The 15,528-nt window shown below is 55.3% G+C and carries 16 protein-coding genes; 10 read left to right on the top strand and 6 right to left on the bottom strand.

The genetic code is table 11. The features are described 5' to 3' along the window. The first annotated feature begins 46 nt into the window (after nt 1-46). Entirely contained in the window at nt 47-667 is a 621-nt protein-coding gene (gene rhtC, locus DVA44_RS22675) for a threonine export protein RhtC (protein WP_114388247.1), read from the top strand. On the opposite strand, the gene rhtB is transcribed toward rhtC, so the two are convergent. Then, nucleotides 664-1,284, bottom strand: coding sequence for a homoserine/homoserine lactone efflux protein (rhtB, locus tag DVA44_RS22670; protein ID WP_114388245.1), 621 nt, complete (start codon nt 1,282-1,284; stop codon nt 664-666). The genes rhtC and rhtB overlap by 4 nt on opposite strands. A gap of 109 nt (nt 1,285-1,393) precedes the next feature. On the opposite strand from rhtB, the gene pldB reads away from it, so the two are divergent. From pldB to DVA44_RS22655, 3 genes are all read left to right on the top strand, one after another. Continuing rightward, entirely contained in the window at nt 1,394-2,386 is a 993-nt protein-coding gene (pldB, locus tag DVA44_RS22665) for a lysophospholipase L2 (RefSeq protein ID WP_114388243.1), read from the top strand. A 25-nt stretch (nt 2,387-2,411) separates the two neighbouring features. Continuing rightward, nucleotides 2,412-3,212 (top strand): sugar/pyridoxal phosphate phosphatase YigL, encoded by an 801-nt coding sequence (gene yigL / locus DVA44_RS22660; RefSeq protein WP_103177433.1) that lies wholly within the window; start codon nt 2,412-2,414, stop codon nt 3,210-3,212. Between the two features lie 82 nt (nt 3,213-3,294). Beyond that, entirely contained in the window at nt 3,295-4,194 is a 900-nt protein-coding gene (locus DVA44_RS22655; protein WP_114388241.1) for a carboxylate/amino acid/amine transporter, read from the top strand. On the opposite strand, the gene metR is transcribed toward DVA44_RS22655, so the two are convergent. Next, nucleotides 4,082-5,035, bottom strand: coding sequence for an HTH-type transcriptional regulator MetR (gene metR, locus DVA44_RS22650; protein WP_114388239.1), 954 nt, complete (start codon nt 5,033-5,035; stop codon nt 4,082-4,084). The two genes, DVA44_RS22655 and metR, sit on opposite strands and share 113 nt — an antisense overlap. Before the next feature lie 117 nt (nt 5,036-5,152). On the opposite strand from metR, the gene metE reads away from it, so the two are divergent. After that, the gene (gene metE / locus DVA44_RS22645; protein WP_114388238.1) at nt 5,153-7,414 is read left to right on the top strand and encodes a 5-methyltetrahydropteroyltriglutamate--homocysteine S-methyltransferase; all 2,262 of its coding nucleotides are present in this window, start codon (nt 5,153-5,155) and stop codon (nt 7,412-7,414) included. A gap of 63 nt (nt 7,415-7,477) precedes the next feature. Here the strand turns inward: metE and DVA44_RS22640 are convergent, their stop codons facing one another. The 4 genes from DVA44_RS22640 to DVA44_RS22625 all read right to left on the bottom strand — a co-directional run bounded on the left by DVA44_RS22640 (nt 7,478) and on the right by DVA44_RS22625 (nt 9,831). Then, on the bottom strand, nt 7,478-7,888 hold the full coding sequence (locus DVA44_RS22640; RefSeq protein WP_220436651.1) for a Shiga toxin A subunit: 411 nt from the start codon (nt 7,886-7,888) through the stop codon (nt 7,478-7,480). A gap of 32 nt (nt 7,889-7,920) precedes the next feature. Further along, complete coding sequence (locus DVA44_RS22635; RefSeq protein WP_114316431.1) at nt 7,921-8,289, bottom strand: tlde1 domain-containing protein; 369 nt, start codon at nt 8,287-8,289, stop codon at nt 7,921-7,923. Continuing rightward, nucleotides 8,286-8,783, bottom strand: a complete 498-nt coding sequence (locus DVA44_RS22630) for a type VI secretion system tube protein TssD (protein WP_114388234.1) — start codon at nt 8,781-8,783, stop codon at nt 8,286-8,288. The genes DVA44_RS22635 and DVA44_RS22630 overlap by 4 nt, the downstream gene beginning before the upstream one ends. 244 nt (nt 8,784-9,027) lie before the next feature. Beyond that, the gene (locus DVA44_RS22625; RefSeq protein ID WP_114388232.1) at nt 9,028-9,831 is read right to left on the bottom strand and encodes a dienelactone hydrolase family protein; all 804 of its coding nucleotides are present in this window, start codon (nt 9,829-9,831) and stop codon (nt 9,028-9,030) included. A 251-nt stretch (nt 9,832-10,082) separates the two neighbouring features. Between DVA44_RS22625 and udp the strand changes: the two genes are divergently transcribed. From udp to ubiB, 5 genes are all read left to right on the top strand, one after another. Beyond that, nucleotides 10,083-10,844, top strand: coding sequence for a uridine phosphorylase (gene udp, locus DVA44_RS22620; protein WP_114388231.1), 762 nt, complete (start codon nt 10,083-10,085; stop codon nt 10,842-10,844). 139 nt (nt 10,845-10,983) lie between these two features. Further along, a complete protein-coding gene (rmuC, locus tag DVA44_RS22615) occupies nt 10,984-12,408 on the top strand; it encodes a DNA recombination protein RmuC (RefSeq protein WP_114388229.1) in 1,425 nt (474 codons plus the stop codon). 89 nt (nt 12,409-12,497) lie between these two features. Then, nucleotides 12,498-13,253 carry a bifunctional demethylmenaquinone methyltransferase/2-methoxy-6-polyprenyl-1,4-benzoquinol methylase UbiE gene (gene ubiE, locus DVA44_RS22610; protein ID WP_103177424.1) on the top strand — a complete coding sequence of 252 codons (756 nt, stop codon included), beginning with the start codon at nt 12,498-12,500 and terminating at the stop codon, nt 13,251-13,253. A gap of 13 nt (nt 13,254-13,266) precedes the next feature. After that, nucleotides 13,267-13,872: a ubiquinone biosynthesis protein UbiJ gene (gene ubiJ, locus DVA44_RS22605; protein ID WP_114388227.1), complete on the top strand. Its 606-nt coding sequence runs from the start codon at nt 13,267-13,269 to the stop codon at nt 13,870-13,872. After that, a complete protein-coding gene (gene ubiB, locus DVA44_RS22600) occupies nt 13,869-15,509 on the top strand; it encodes a ubiquinone biosynthesis regulatory protein kinase UbiB (RefSeq protein WP_114316436.1) in 1,641 nt (546 codons plus the stop codon). Before ubiJ ends, ubiB begins: the two co-directional genes overlap by 4 nt. Nucleotides 15,510-15,528: the final 19 nt, after the last annotated feature.

The following is a 15,528-nucleotide window of genomic DNA, read 5'->3' as shown; positions in this document are numbered from 1 at the left end:
AGTGCCAGGATGATTGCTCCCTGAACTATTTCCCCGCGAGTTAATTATGTTAACCCTGTTTCTGACCGTGGCGCTGGTGCATATTGTGGCGCTGATGAGCCCTGGCCCCGACTTTTTCTTCGTGTCCCAAACGGCGGTGAGCCGTTCGCGCAAAGAGGCGATGATGGGTGTGCTGGGCATTACCCTTGGCGTTATGGTCTGGGCTGCCCTGGCACTGCTGGGCCTGAACCTGATCCTCGCTAAGATGGCCTGGCTGCATAACATCATTATGGTCGGCGGCGGCCTCTATCTGTGCTGGATGGGCTATCAGATGCTGCGCGGGGCGTTCAAAAAAGAGGACAGCGAAGCGTCTGAGCCAAAAATGGAGCTGGCGGCCAGCGGACGCAGCTTTGTGAAAGGGCTGCTGACGAACCTGGCTAATCCAAAGGCCATTATCTATTTCGGCTCGGTATTTTCACTGTTCGTGGGTGAGGATGTCGGTGCCGGGGCGCGCTGGGGCATCTTCCTGCTGATCGTCCTGGAGACGTTTGCCTGGTTCACCGTGGTAGCAAGCCTGTTTGCGTTACCCTCCATGCGACGCGGCTATCAACGTCTGGCGAAGTGGATTGACGGCGTTGCCGGCGCGTTATTCGCCGGCTTTGGCATTCATCTGATCCTGTCGCGTTAAGCGTGCCTTGCTGATGCCAGCAGCGCACCCACCAGCATAAACAGCGAACCGAACACTTTATTCAGGGCCTTCATCTGACGAGGCCCTTTAATCCATGCCGCAATCCGCGTAGCCAGCGTCGCATAGCCAATCATCACGATGATATCGACCACAATGGTGGTCACGCCGAGCACCACGTACTGCATGATCTGGGGCTGATGCGGCACGATAAACTGCGGAAACAGGGCCGCCAGGAAGACGATGCTCTTCGGGTTGGTCAGGTTCACAAACACTGCCCGCTTAAACAGTTTTCCCCGGCTTTGCGTCTGGGCGAGCGTGTTGAGGTCAAGGGACCCTGCGGCGCGCCACTGCTGAATACCCAGCCAGATCAGATAGGCTGCCCCGGCCCATTTCAGCACTTCGAAGGCCAGCACCGAACGGGAGAAGAGCGTGCCGAGCCCCACGCCGACCAGCACAATGTGAATAGCCAGCCCGGTTTGCAAGCCGGCAATCGACGCCGCTGCGCCGCGATAGCCGTGGTTCATGGCGGTGGTCATGGTATTGATCGCCCCTGAGCCCGGTGAAAGGCTGAGGATAATGGATGTCAGCAGGTAGGCGAACCACCACTCAAAGGTCATTTGAAACTCCCGAATCGTCTATTTTTATGCCACAATACGCTAATGTTGCGTCATTTTACGGCCTGTCACAAAAAAACGATATTCCTTGGCTTACAGGGGCGTAAACCCGATGTTTCAGCTGAATAAGGACTGGGAAACGCGAGAAAAGGCATTTGCTGCTTTCTCCATGGGACCGTTGACCGATTTCTGGCGTCAGCGCGAGGAAGATGAGTTTACGGGCGTCGGGGATATCCCGGTACGCTTCGTTCGTTTCCGTGATGAAAAAAATGACCGGGTGATTGTCGTCTGCCCTGGGCGTATCGAAAGCTACATCAAATATGCCGAGCTGGCGTACGATCTGTTCCATCTGGGTTTTGATGTGTTAATTATCGACCATCGCGGGCAGGGGCTTTCCGGTCGGATGTTGCCGGATACCCATCGTGGCCACGTGGAAAACTTCAGCGATTACGTCGACGATCTGGCCGCATTCTGGCAGCAGGAAGTGCAGCCCGGCCCGTGGCGCAAGCGCTATATTCTTGCGCACTCCATGGGCGGCGCCATTTCTACGCTCTTTTTGCAGCGCTACGATCACCAGTGCGATGCCATTGCGCTTACCGCGCCGATGTATGGCATTGTGATACGTTTTCCGGACTGGATGGTGCGCCATCTTCTCGACTGGGCTGAGGGCCATCAGCGCATTCGTGAAGGCTACGCCATCGGAACAGGACGCTGGCGGGCTTTGCCTTTTGCCATCAACGCCTTAACCCATAGCCAGCAGCGTTATCGCCGCAACCTGCGTTTTTATGCCGATGAACCGCGCTTGCGCGTTGGCGGCCCTACCTGGCACTGGGTACGCGAAGGTATTCTGGCGGGTGAAGAGGTATTGGCGGGTGCCGGTCAGGACGATACGCCCACGCTCATCCTTCAGGCTGAAGAGGAGCGGGTAGTGGATAACCGCATGCACGACCGCTTTTGTGAACTGCGAGCCGCAGCCGGTCACCCTTGCGAAGGGGGTAAACCGCTGGTCATAAACGGCGCGTACCATGAGATCCTTTTCGAAAAGGACGCCATGCGCTCAGTCGCACTCCACGCCATCGTCGACTTTTTCGACAGGCATAACTGATATTCACCAGAGGTTAAATTTTTCTATGTACCAGGTTGTCGCGTCTGATTTAGATGGCACGCTGCTCTCCCCCGATCACACTTTATCGCCCTACGCGAAAGAGACCTTAAAACTCCTGACTGCCCGTGGCGTGAACTTTGTCTTCGCCACCGGCCGCCACCACGTTGATGTGGGGCAGATCCGCGATAATCTGGAGATCAAATCCTACATGATCACCTCCAACGGCGCCCGCGTGCACGATTTGGACGGGAATCTGATCTTCACCCATAACCTCGATCGCGACATCGCCACCGATCTGTTCGGGATCATGCACAACAACCCCGACATCATCACCAACGTCTATCGTGACGACGAGTGGTTTATGAACCGTCACCGCCCGGACGAGATGCGCTTCTTTAAAGAGGCGGTATTCAACTATTCGCTGTATGAGCCGGGCCTGCTGGAGCCGGAAGGCATCAGCAAGGTGTTCTTCACCACCGACAGCCACGAAGCGCTGCTGCCGCTGGAGCAGGCGATTAACGCCCGTTGGGGCGATCGGGTTAACGTCAGCTTCTCCACGCTGACCTGCCTGGAAGTGATGGCGGGCGGCGTCTCCAAGGGGCATGCCCTGGAAGCGGTAGCCAAACGTTTAGGCTTTGATCTTAAGGACTGCATCGCCTTTGGCGACGGCATGAACGACGCCGAAATGCTCTCCATGGCGGGTAAGGGCTGCATCATGGAAAACGCCCACCAGCGCCTGAAAGATCTGCACCCGGAGCTGGAAGTGATCGGCACCAACGGTGATAACGCGGTACCAAAATACCTGCGTAAGCTGTTTCTTGAATAATCTTCATTTGGTTGTTTAACGTTCAGTTGTCAACCAAGGAGTTCGCTACAATGCCTGTCCATCTTTTCAAGAGACAAGCATTGTGGCGCTACTCATTATCACCACTATTCTGTGGGCCTTCTCCTTTAGCCTGATTGGCGAATACCTTGCCGGTTCGGTCGATAGCTATTTCTCGGTGCTGATGCGCGTGGGGCTGGCGGCGCTGGTGTTCCTGCCGTTCCTGCGTACGCGCGGACAAACGCTGAAAACCCTTCTGCTGTACATGCTGGTAGGCGCGATGCAGCTCGGCATCATGTACCTGTTCAGCTTCCGCGCTTACGTCTACCTGTCGGTGTCGGAATTCCTGCTGTTTACCGTGCTCACGCCGCTCTATATCACGCTGATTTATGACCTGCTGAGCAAACGCCGTTTGCGCTGGGGCTACCTGCTGAGCGCGGCGCTGGCGGTGTTGGGCGCGGCGATCATTCGCTATGACAAAGTGAGCGACCACTTCTGGACCGGGCTGATGTTCGTCCAGCTCGCCAACATCAGCTTTGCCATCGGCATGGTGGGGTATAAGCGTTTGATGGAAACCCGTCCGATGCCGCAGCACAACGCCTTTGCCTGGTTTTATATGGGGGCGGCGATTGTGGCAGTGGCGGCATGGTTCATGTTGGGGAACCCACAAAAACTGCCGACCACTTCAGTGCAATGGGGCGTGCTGGTCTGGCTGGGAGTGGTGGCATCCGGGCTGGGTTACTTCATGTGGAACTACGGCGCCACGCAGGTGGACGCCGGGACGCTTGGGATTATGAACAACGTTCACGTCCCGGCAGGCCTGCTGGTGAACCTCGCCATCTGGCAGGAACAACCGCACTGGCCGAGCTTCATTATTGGGGGGACGGTGATCCTGGCTTCACTGTGGGTGCATCGCCGTTGGGTCGCTCCGCGCTCCGGACAAACGGCAGATGATCGCAAGCGTGATTCCGCGCTGAGCGAATAAAGGCCTCGGTAACCGGTTGACGCTGCTCGCCATCGCGCACGGCGGCGTACAACCGGCTCCACAATCCCTCACCCAGGGTTCTGGTCACCACCAGGCCCTGGCGTTCAAAACTCTCCACCACCCAGTGTGGTAATGCGGCAATCCCCATGCGGGCTGCCACCATCTGAATTAACAGCAGGGTATTGTCCACGCTTTTCAGCTGCGGGCTGATACCCGCCGGTTGCAGGAAGTGACGCCAGATATCCAGACGACTGCGCTGGACCGGGTAGATCAGCAGCGTTTCGGTCGCCAGATCTTCTGGCTTAATGCGCGTTCTGGCAGCCAGCGGATGATCCGGGGCCAGCACCAGGCGTACTTCAAAATCAAACATTGGCGAATAGTGCAGGCCACTGCGCGGCAGAATATCCGAGGTCATGACCAGATCCAGCTCGCCCTGCTGGAGCGACGGCTGCGGGTCAAAGGTCACGCCGGATTTAAAGTCCATCTCCACCTGCGGCCATCTCTGGCGGAAGTTCTCAAGCGCGGGGGTCAGCCACTGGATACAGCTGTGGCACTCAATGGCGATGCGCAGCCGGGTTTGCTGGGGCTCATGGCAGGCCTGCAACGCGCTGGCGATCTGCGGCAACACCTGATTCGCCAGCTGCAGCAGGATCTCACCCTGCGGCGTGAAGCGTAGCGGCTGACTCTTACGCACAAACAGACGAAAGCCAAGGCGCTGTTCCAGATCGCTGAACTGGTGGGAAAGGGCGGATTGCGTCTGGTGCAGCGCCGCCGCCGCCGCCGCAAGAGAGCCGCAGTTCCGCAACGCCTGGAGCGTTTTCAGGTGTTTTATCTCGATCATGAATGTCCTTCACTTCGCCATGAACAATTTGCGCTTGAGGAATATACAGTACCTACACATTATGGAAGTGTAAACATCTGGACGGCTAAATACTGAAAATTCCATAAGGAGCACATCATGACAATTCGCAACCACACCCTCGGTTTCCCGCGCGTCGGCCTGCGCCGCGAGCTGAAAAAAGCGCTCGAAAGCTACTGGGCGGGTAATGCCACCCGTGATGAACTGCTGGCGGTGGGGCGTGAACTCCGTGCCCGCCACTGGGATCAGCAGAAGCAGGCGGGCATTGACCTGCTGCCGGTGGGCGATTTCGCCTGGTACGACCATGTTCTGACCACCAGCCTGCTGCTTGGCAACGTGCCGGCTCGTCATCAGAGCAAAGATGGCTCGGTAGATATCGACACCCTGTTCCGCATTGGCCGTGGCCGTGCGCCAACGGGTGAACCCGCGGCGGCGGCAGAGATGACCAAGTGGTTCAACACCAACTACCACTACATGGTGCCGGAGTTCGTGAAGGGCCAGCAGTTCAGACTGACATGGACCCAGTTGCTGGATGAAGTGGACGAAGCCCTGGCCCTCGGCCATCAGGTGAAACCTGTTCTGCTGGGGCCGGTAACGTACCTGTGGCTGGGTAAAGTGAAGGGCGAACAGTTTGATCGCCTGAGCCTGCTGCATGAGATCCTGCCGGTGTACCAGCAGGTGCTGGGCGAACTGGCGAAACGGGGCGTTGAGTGGGTACAGATCGACGAACCGGCGCTGGTGCTGGAGCTGCCACAGGCATGGCTGGATGCCTTCAAACCGGCATACGACGCCCTCGCGGGGCAGGTTAAGCTGCTGCTCACCACCTATTTTGAAGGGGTAACACCAAATCTCGATACCCTCACTGCGCTGCCGGTGCAGGGGTTGCATGTTGATCTGGTGCACGGTAAAGATGACGTGGCAGAACTCCATTCCCGTCTGCCGTCCGACTGGCTGCTCTCTGCCGGGCTGGTGAACGGTCGCAACGTCTGGCGCGCCGATCTGACGGAAAAATATGGTCAGATTAAAGACATCATAGGCAAACGCGATCTGTGGATCGCCTCATCCTGCTCCCTGCTGCACAGCCCGATCGATCTCAGCGTCGAAACCCGTCTGGATGCCGAAGTGAAGAGCTGGTTTGCCTTCGCCCTGCAAAAATGTGAAGAGCTGGCACTGCTGCGCGATGCGCTAAATACGGGCGACACGGCGGCGATTACCGCCTGGAGCGCGCCAATTCAGGCCCGCCGCCACTCTACCCGCGTGCATAACCCGGCCGTTGAGAAACGTCTGGCCGCCATCACCGCGAAGGAGAGCCAGCGTCAGAGTCCTTATGAGGTGCGTGCTGAAGCCCAGCGTGCCCGCTTTAAGCTCCCGGCCTGGCCGACCACCACTATCGGCTCCTTCCCGCAGACCACGGAGATCCGCGGCCTGCGTCTGGACTTCAAAAAGGGCAATCTGGATGCAGGCAACTACCGCACCGGCATCGCTGAACACATCAAGCAGGCGATTTTGGAGCAGGAGCGCCTGGGGCTGGATGTGCTGGTCCACGGCGAAGCCGAGCGTAACGACATGGTGGAGTATTTTGGTGAGCATCTGGACGGTTTCGTCTTTACCCAGAATGGCTGGGTGCAGAGCTACGGCTCCCGCTGCGTGAAGCCGCCGGTGGTGATCGGGGACGTCAGCCGCCCGGAAGCGATCACCGTCGAGTGGGCGAAGTATGCCCAGTCCCTGACCGACAAACCGGTAAAAGGCATGTTGACCGGGCCGGTGACCATTCTCTGCTGGTCCTTCCCGCGTGAGGATGTGACGCGTGAGACTATCGCGAAGCAGATCGCGCTGGCGCTGCGTGACGAAGTGGCGGATCTGGAAGCCGCCGGTATCGGCATCATTCAGATTGACGAACCGGCACTGCGCGAAGGGCTGCCGCTGCGTCGCAGCGACTGGGATGCCTACCTGGCGTGGGGCGTGGAAGCGTTCCGCATCAACGCTGCGGTGGCGAAGGATGAGACCCAGATCCACACCCATATGTGTTACTGCGAGTTCAACGACATCATGGACGCCATCGCCGCGCTGGATGCTGACGTGATCACCATCGAAACCTCACGCTCGGATATGGAGCTGCTGGAGTCGTTTGAAGAGTTCGACTACCCGAACGAGATCGGGCCGGGCGTCTATGACATTCACTCCCCGAACGTCCCGAGCGTGGAGTGGATTGAAAGCCTGCTGCAAAAAGCGGCCCAGCGTATTCCGGCTGAGCGCCTGTGGGTGAATCCGGACTGCGGCCTGAAAACCCGCGGCTGGCCTGAAACGCGCGCCGCACTGGCAAATATGGTGAAAGCGGCGCAGAATTTGCGTCAGGGTTAACCCTGGCACACGTTTGCCGGGCGGCGTGTGGCTGCCCGGCCTACGTACGACCTTCCTGAATAATTAAAACTCTCTTGCTATTACCATATAACCATTAAACCTGACTGAGCATTCATCGTCATTTATAAGGCCAGAAGTAATGAATATATCTTCCTTTTTCTCCTTGTTGATGTATGTGTATTTTACCGTCAGGGATTGAGTATTATTTTCATAATAACTGTCCATGTAAGCACCCTCGGGTATTGTCGCTTTACCCTGTGCCACAGCCATTTCATAATCGATTTTTGCTAATGATTGCGCGTACAGCTTTGATACAGGAGAAAGGTCAATGATTTTAATGGTTGTTTTGTTCCGCTGAATAGTCGACGTATCGATTTGTAAGTCTCGCGAAATGGCATTGAATAAAGCGGTCTCCATTGACGCACCGACAATAGCACATCCATTATTATTCGCGTGCGCAAGAAAAGGATACATAATTAATATGTAGAGAGATTTTTTATTAAACATTAATCCTCCACAACAAGTATTTTATCACTGCTTGCAGCAATGATTTTACGACTGGATAAATTTAGGATGATACATCCGTCGGATGCCTCTCCCGGGTGCAATGAACTTTCCCCATGTATCATGAAGCCATCCCGACCGCACATATCGTTCCCGGCGTAGGGAGTTAATCTCATTGTCCATGCTTTAGTTTTAGAATGATAAAAAGCGGGTCCTATTGTATACGTTCCTCTTGGTAGCGGGCCTTTGTTTTTTACGCATTCATTTGCTGAGTCGTTTTTAAACCCAGGCCTACCTGCATACTGACCATCAAACTGATAAGTGCCATCCAGATAAAATGAGTGCGAACTTACTTTATAAACCCACGTCATACCACAGCCTCCTGCTCAGCATCCCATCTGTCTGTATGAATAATATTTCCATCCAGATAGTGCCATGTGATTATTTCATAAGCTAAATAAAATGCTTCAAGGTGATTGTGCCTTTCAAAGGTGGTATTTTTAATGTCTAACATTAACGGCTCTATTCCATTAACCCTGACATTTTCCATCATTATACGGAAATATTCCTCTTCCTGACCATTATAATTTATACGGAAAAACTTAAGCTCTGCTTGCTTAAATTTTTGACCAGTAGATACGCCTTTATAAAGGTAAGGCGATGAGCTATCAATTTCTTTGATTAAAGCAAAGTCACCATGGATTCGTTTGCCAGTAATTTTACCTGTAAGGTTGTCCGTGGGAAGATCGACAGAATGCATAAACTCTATAATCTCAATGCTTCCTTCTCTTCCTTGTATATTAACTGAACCTTTAACCTGATTTCCTGTATGGTCTGTTAACCAAAGATATACCGGTATAGCCATCCTGTAACCTCCTGTTTGGCAAGTAATATGAATGCCAGCGTACGCCCCACATACAGGAGAGAAAAGCATAACTGTATGGTTAATTTCCTAAAGCGTTTTTAATTTATGATGGCTCACAAAATCAGGGAGGCGATTATTATTTAAATAGTAATCCTACTATGTAGTATATATAAATACATGTTTATATTGCTGGGATTAATAACCATGGATTGTACGCCCGGCAGACGTGCCGGGCGTAAGGGTATTATTTTTTGATGCCATACTGCGCAAACCAGGCCAGCATCCGCTGCCAGCCATCCTTCGCTGACTCTTCGTGATAGCTCGGACGGTAATCGGCATTAAATGCATGTCCCGCTCCCGGATAGACCACAATCTCCGCCGTTGCGTTCGCCGCCCGCAGGGCATGACGCATCGTCTCGACGGTATCCAGTGGAATGCCGGTGTCTTCGGCGCCATAGAGCCCAAGCACGGGGGCGTTTAAATCGGTAGCAATATCGACAGGATGTTTTGGTGAATTCAGGGTTTTCTCGCCGACCAGTTTGCCATACCACGCCACGGCTGCTTTCAGCTGCGGGTTATGGGCGGCATAGAGCCAGCTGATCCGTCCGCCCCAGCAGAAACCGGTCGCCAGCAGACGATGGGGATCGCCTCCATTGCGCGCTGCCCAGTTGGCGACGTGGTCAAGATCCGCCAGCACCTGCGCGTCCGGCACTTTACTGACCAGGTTGCTGAACAGGGTAGGGATGTCGCTGTACTCGTTCGGATCGCCCTGACGGAAGTAAAGCTCCGGCGCGACCGCCAGATATCCTTCCAGCGCCAGGCGACGGCAGATATCGCGAATATGCTCATGTACGCCGAAAATTTCCTGAACCACGATGACGATCGGCAATGCCCCTTGCGCATTTTTGGGCCGGGCATGGTAAGCGGGCATATTATCGCCCTGGGTCGGAATCGAGGTCTCCCCGGCGGTAATCGCCTCGTCGGGGGTAGTGACAACGGTTGAGGCTTGCAGATCAGCAGCAGGGGCAAATCCAGATGTTCCAGTCATGGCATTCTCCGTACCAATTAGCGCAAAAGTAAATATAGTCCGCAGGTTAACAATCCACAGTGCCCGAAACAGGCTATCTTTTGTGCAACAGATAACGATATAAGTCGTTAATGTGATGTTAATCACTATTTCATGGTAATTAACTGCAATCAATTTCATTAGCGGTGATGTCTATCACGAAATGAAGCCAGTTCCTTCGGTAAAGTACCGCTTTGCTTCTGCTGACAAACTGACCCACAGAGGAGTTTTCTATGTCTAAGTCTGATGTTTTTCATCTCGGCCTCACTAAAAACGATTTACAAGGGGCTACGCTCGCTATCGTCCCTGGCGATCCTGAGCGTGTGGAAAAGATCGCCGCGCTGATGGATAAGCCGGTTAAGCTGGCAGCCCATCGCGAATTCACGACCTGGCGGGCAGAGCTGGATGGTAAAGCGGTGATCGTGTGCTCAACCGGTATCGGTGGCCCGTCTACCTCTATTGCCGTTGAAGAGCTGGCACAGCTGGGCATCCGTACTTTCCTGCGTATCGGTACGACCGGTGCGATCCAGCCGCATATCAACGTTGGCGACGTGCTGGTCACCACGGCGTCTGTACGTCTGGACGGTGCGAGCCTGCACTTTGCCCCGATGGAGTTCCCGGCAGTAGCCGACTTCGAGTGCACCACCGCGCTGGTGGAAGCCGCGAAATCCGTTGGCGCAACCACCCACGTTGGCGTCACCGCCTCGTCTGACACCTTCTACCCGGGCCAGGAGCGCTATGACACCTTCTCCGGTCGCGTGGTCAGCCGTTTCAAAGGCTCGATGGAAGAGTGGCAGTCCATGGGCGTTATGAACTATGAAATGGAATCTGCTACGCTGCTGACCATGTGCGCAAGCCAGGGGCTGCGTGCCGGTATGGTCGCGGGTGTCATTGTGAACCGTACCCAGCAAGAGATCCCGAACGCCGAGACCATGAAGCAGACCGAAAGCCACGCGGTGAAAATTGTCGTGGAAGCGGCCCGCTGCCTGCTGTAATTACTCCTTTTCTTTGCCAAAGGCCGACCCGTTCGGCCTTTTTCTTTGCGTAGCCCCTCGCAGAAAACCCTTTTCAAACTGGACGTTTATACAGCACAATTCTATTTTGTGCGGGTCATACCTTGATGCAGGGGGCGTCGTGGATATTTCCATCCTTTTTTATGTCGTTATCGCGCTGGTCAGCGTCGGCGTGGGCTGGTTGTTCGCCAGCTATCAGCATGCGCAGCAAAAAGCCGATCAGCTGGCCGAACGTGAGGAGATGGTGGCTGCCTTAAGCGCGCTGAAACAACAGGCGGCGCAAAGCGGACACTGGCGCGACGAGTGCGAGCTACTCAATAACGAACTGCGTAATCTGCGGGATATCAACACCTCGCTGGAAGCCGACCTGCGCGAAGTGACTACCCGGCTGGAATCGACCCAGCTGCATGCGGAAGACAAAATCCGCCAGATGATGAACAGCGAACAGCGCCTGAGCGAGCAGTTCGAAAACCTGGCGAACCGCATCTTTGAACAGAGCAACCGCCGTGTTGACGAGCAAAACCGCCAGAGCCTGAACGGTCTGCTGACCCCCCTGCGCGAACAGCTGGACGGTTTTCGTCGCCAGGTGCAGGACAGCTTTGGTCAGGAGGCGCGGGAGCGACACACGCTGGCCCATGAAATTCGCAATCTCCAGCAGCTAAATGCCCAGATGGCCCAGGAGGCGATCAACCTGACCCGGGCGCTGAAAGGCGACAATAAAACCCAGGGCAACTGGGGCGAAGTGGTGTTGACCCGCGTACTGGAAGCCTCCGGCCTGCGTGAAGGGCATGAATATCAGACCCAGGTTAGTATCGAAACAGAATCCCGCGCGCGGATGCAGCCGGATGTTATTGTCCGCCTGCCGCAGGAGAAGGATGTGGTCATCGACGCCAAAATGACGCTGGTGGCCTACGAGCGTTACTTCAATGCCGAGGACGACTACACCCGCGAGACAGCGTTGCAGGAGCATATCGCCTCGGTGCGGAACCACATTCGCCTGCTGGGGCGTAAAGATTATCAGCAGTTACCCGGCCTGCGTTCGCTTGACTACGTGCTAATGTTTATTCCGGTTGAACCCGCCTTCTTATTGGCGCTGGACCGTCAGCCGGAGCTGATCTCCGAAGCGCTGAAAAACAACATTATGCTGGTGAGCCCCACCACGCTGCTGGTGGCGCTGCGCACCATTGCGAATCTGTGGCGCTATGAGCACCAGAGCCGCAATGCCCAGCAGATTGCCGATCGCGCCAGCCGGTTGTACGACAAAATGCGCCTGTTCGTCGATGACATGTCGTCCGTTGGGCAGAGTCTGGATCGCGCCCAGGATAATTACCGCCAGGCGATGAAAAAGCTGGCCTCCGGGCGCGGCAACCTGCTGGCTCAGGCCGAATCGTTCCGCAGCCTTGGCGTGGAGGTAAAACGCGAGATTAATCCGGATTTAGTCGAGCAGGCCACCGCGCAGGATGAAGAGTACCGGTTGCGTGGCGAGGGCGATGTTCAAAAGACAAACAATACGTTAGCAGAAGCACACGCGTCGGCAGACCTGTAGGACGTTATTCCTGGGGTGGTTGAATCGTAGGGCAAATTCGCCCAATCTGTTACACTTCTCGTACATTTGATTGATAAGCAGGCTCTGAGATGGTTGAAGATTCACAAGACACAACGCACTTTGGCTTTCAGACTGTCGCTAAAGCGCAGAAAGCTGACATGGTGGCCCACGTATTCCATTCCGTGGCGGCGAAGTACGATGTAATGAATGACCTGATGTCATTCGGCATTCATCGCTTGTGGAAGCGCTTCACTATTGATTGTAGCGGCGTACGTCGTGGGCAAACGGTGCTGGATCTGGCGGGCGGGACCGGCGACCTTACCGCGAAATTCTCGCGTCTGGTAGGGGAAACAGGCCGCGTTGTGCTGGCTGATATCAACGACTCCATGCTGAAAATGGGGCGTGAGAAACTGCGCAATCTCGGTGTGGTCGGCAACGTTGAATATGTCCAGGCGAACGCCGAGGCGCTGCCTTTCCCGGATAACACTTTTGACTGCATCACCATCTCGTTCGGTCTGCGTAACGTCACCGATAAAGAGAAAGCGCTGCGTTCCATGTACCGCGTGCTGAAACCGGGTGGACGCCTGCTGGTGCTGGAGTTCTCTAAACCGATTATTGAACCGCTGAGCAAAGCGTACGACGCTTACTCTTTCCACATTCTGCCGCGCATTGGTGAAGTGGTTGCTAACGACGCCGACAGCTATCGCTACCTGGCGGAGTCCATCCGTATGCACCCTAACCAGGACACGTTAAAGGCCATGATGCAGGATGCGGGCTTTGACAATGTTGATTACTTCAACATGACCGCGGGCGTTGTCGCCCTGCATCGCGGGTACAAGTTCTGAGTGGAGGTGGCAGATGCCGTTTAAACCCTTGATCACAGCCGGTGTTGAAAACGTACTCAATACCTTTCTGTATCGCTCGCACGCGCTCAAAACGGCACGCCAGCGACTGAACGGTAAAGTGCTGCGTGTGGTGGTAAAAGAGTTTTCGACCCCGCTGGTGCTGGTATTCAGCGAGCGTCAGCTCGACGTGCTGGGCGAGTGGGAGGGCGAGGCTGACTGCTCTGTTATCACCCATATGAGTACGCTACCTAAACTGCGCGATCGCCAGCAGCTCACCGCCCTGATCCGTAGCGGTGAGCTGGAAGTCGAAGGCGATATCCAGGTGGTACAAAACTTCGTTTCGCTGGCTGACCTGGCGGAATTTGATCCGGCAGAACTGCTGGCCCCCTGGACGGGCGATATTGCCGCAGAGGGGATCAGTAAAGTGCTGCGCGGCGGCGCCTCATTGCTGAAAAAAGGTTTTCAGCGTCAGCAGCGCTATGCTGCGGAGGTGCTTACCGAAGAGTGGCGCATGGCCCCCGGGCCGCTGGAAGCAGCATGGTTTGCAGAAGAAACCGCCGCTGTTGAACGTTCGGTTGATGCAATGACTAAAAGGCTTGAAAAGCTGGAGGGCAAATGACGCCAGGTGAAATTCGGCGCCTCTATTTTATCATCCACACCTTTTTGAGCTACGGGCTCGATGAGTTGATCCCTCGAATGCGCATTACCTTGCCGCTGCGCCTCTGGCGGCAAACGCTATTCTGGATGCCAAATCGCCATAAAGACAAGCTGCTCGGTGAGCGTCTTCGGCTGGCGTTGCAGGAGCTGGGTCCGGTATGGATCAAGTTCGGCCAGATGCTCTCGACCCGCCGCGATCTCTTCCCCCCTCAGATTGCCGATCAGCTGGCTCTGCTGCAGGATAAAGTCGCCCCGTTCGATGGCCGGCTGGCAAAGCGGCAGATCGAAAAAGCGATGGGTGATATCCCGGTAGAAAGCTGGTTCGATGACTTCGACATCCAGCCGCTGGCTTCAGCCTCTATCGCTCAGGTTCACACCGCGCGGCTGAAAGAGAACGGCAAAGAGGTGGTCATCAAGGTGATCCGCCCGGACATTCTGCCGATCATCCGAGCCGACATGAGACTCATCTACCGTCTGGCTCGCTGGGTGCCGCGTCTGCTGCCTGATGGCCGTCGCCTGCGTCCGATGGAAGTGGTGCGTGAATATGAAAAGACGCTGATTGATGAGCTAAATCTGCTGCGTGAATCGGCGAACGCCATTCAGCTGCGCCGCAACTTTGAAAACAGCCCGATGCTGTATGTGCCGGAGGTCTATTCCGACTATTGCAGCCAGGACATGATGGTGATGGAGCGCATCTACGGCATCCCGGTATCGGACGTCGCGACCCTCGAAAAGCAGGGCACCAACATGAAGCTGCTGGCCGAACGTGGCGTGCAGGTCTTCTTTACCCAGGTGTTCCGCGACAGCTTCTTCCATGCCGATATGCACCCGGGCAATATCTTCGTTAGCTACGAGCACCCAGAAGATCCGCAGTACATCGGCATTGACTGCGGTATCGTCGGCTCGCTGAACAAAGAAGATAAGCGCTATCTGGCTGAGAACTTTATCGCTTTCTTTAACCGCGATTACCGTAAAGTGGCTGAACTGCACGTCGACTCCGGTTGGGTTCCACCGGACACAAACGTCGAAGAGTTTGAGTTCGCCATTCGTACAGTTTGTGAGCCCATTTTCGAGAAACCGCTGGCGGAGATCTCGTTTGGCCATGTGCTGCTGAACCTGTTTAATACCGCCCGACGCTTCAATATGGAAGTGCAGCCGCAGTTAGTTTTACTCCAGAAAACATTACTTTACGTTGAAGGGGTGGGGCGGCAACTCTATCCTCAGTTAGACTTATGGAAAACGGCAAAACCGTTCCTTGAGTCATGGATCAAAGACCAGGTTGGGCTGCCCGCGCTGGTCCGCTCCCTGAAAGAGAAAGCGCCTTTCTGGATCGAAAAAATGCCCGAACTGCCGGAACTGGTGTACGACAGTTTGCGTCAGAGCAAAAACTTGCAACATAGCGTAGATAAAATCGCTCGCGAGTTGCAGACCAACCATGTGCGTCAGGGCCAGTCCCGGTATCTGTTTGGCATAGGCGCCACGCTGTTGTTAAGCGGCACGCTATTGCTAATCAACCGTCCTGACTGGGAGTTGATGCCCGCCTGGCTGATGGCCGGTGGAGTGGTGGTCTGGCTGGCTGGATGGCGTAAAACACGCTGAATTGCATCGCTATCGCAGG

This window comes from Leclercia sp. W17 (genome assembly GCF_003336325.1).
Lineage (GTDB): Bacteria > Pseudomonadota > Gammaproteobacteria > Enterobacterales > Enterobacteriaceae > Enterobacter.
Note: the sequence above shows the minus strand (reverse complement) of the source record. Positions and strands in the feature narration are given on the sequence as shown.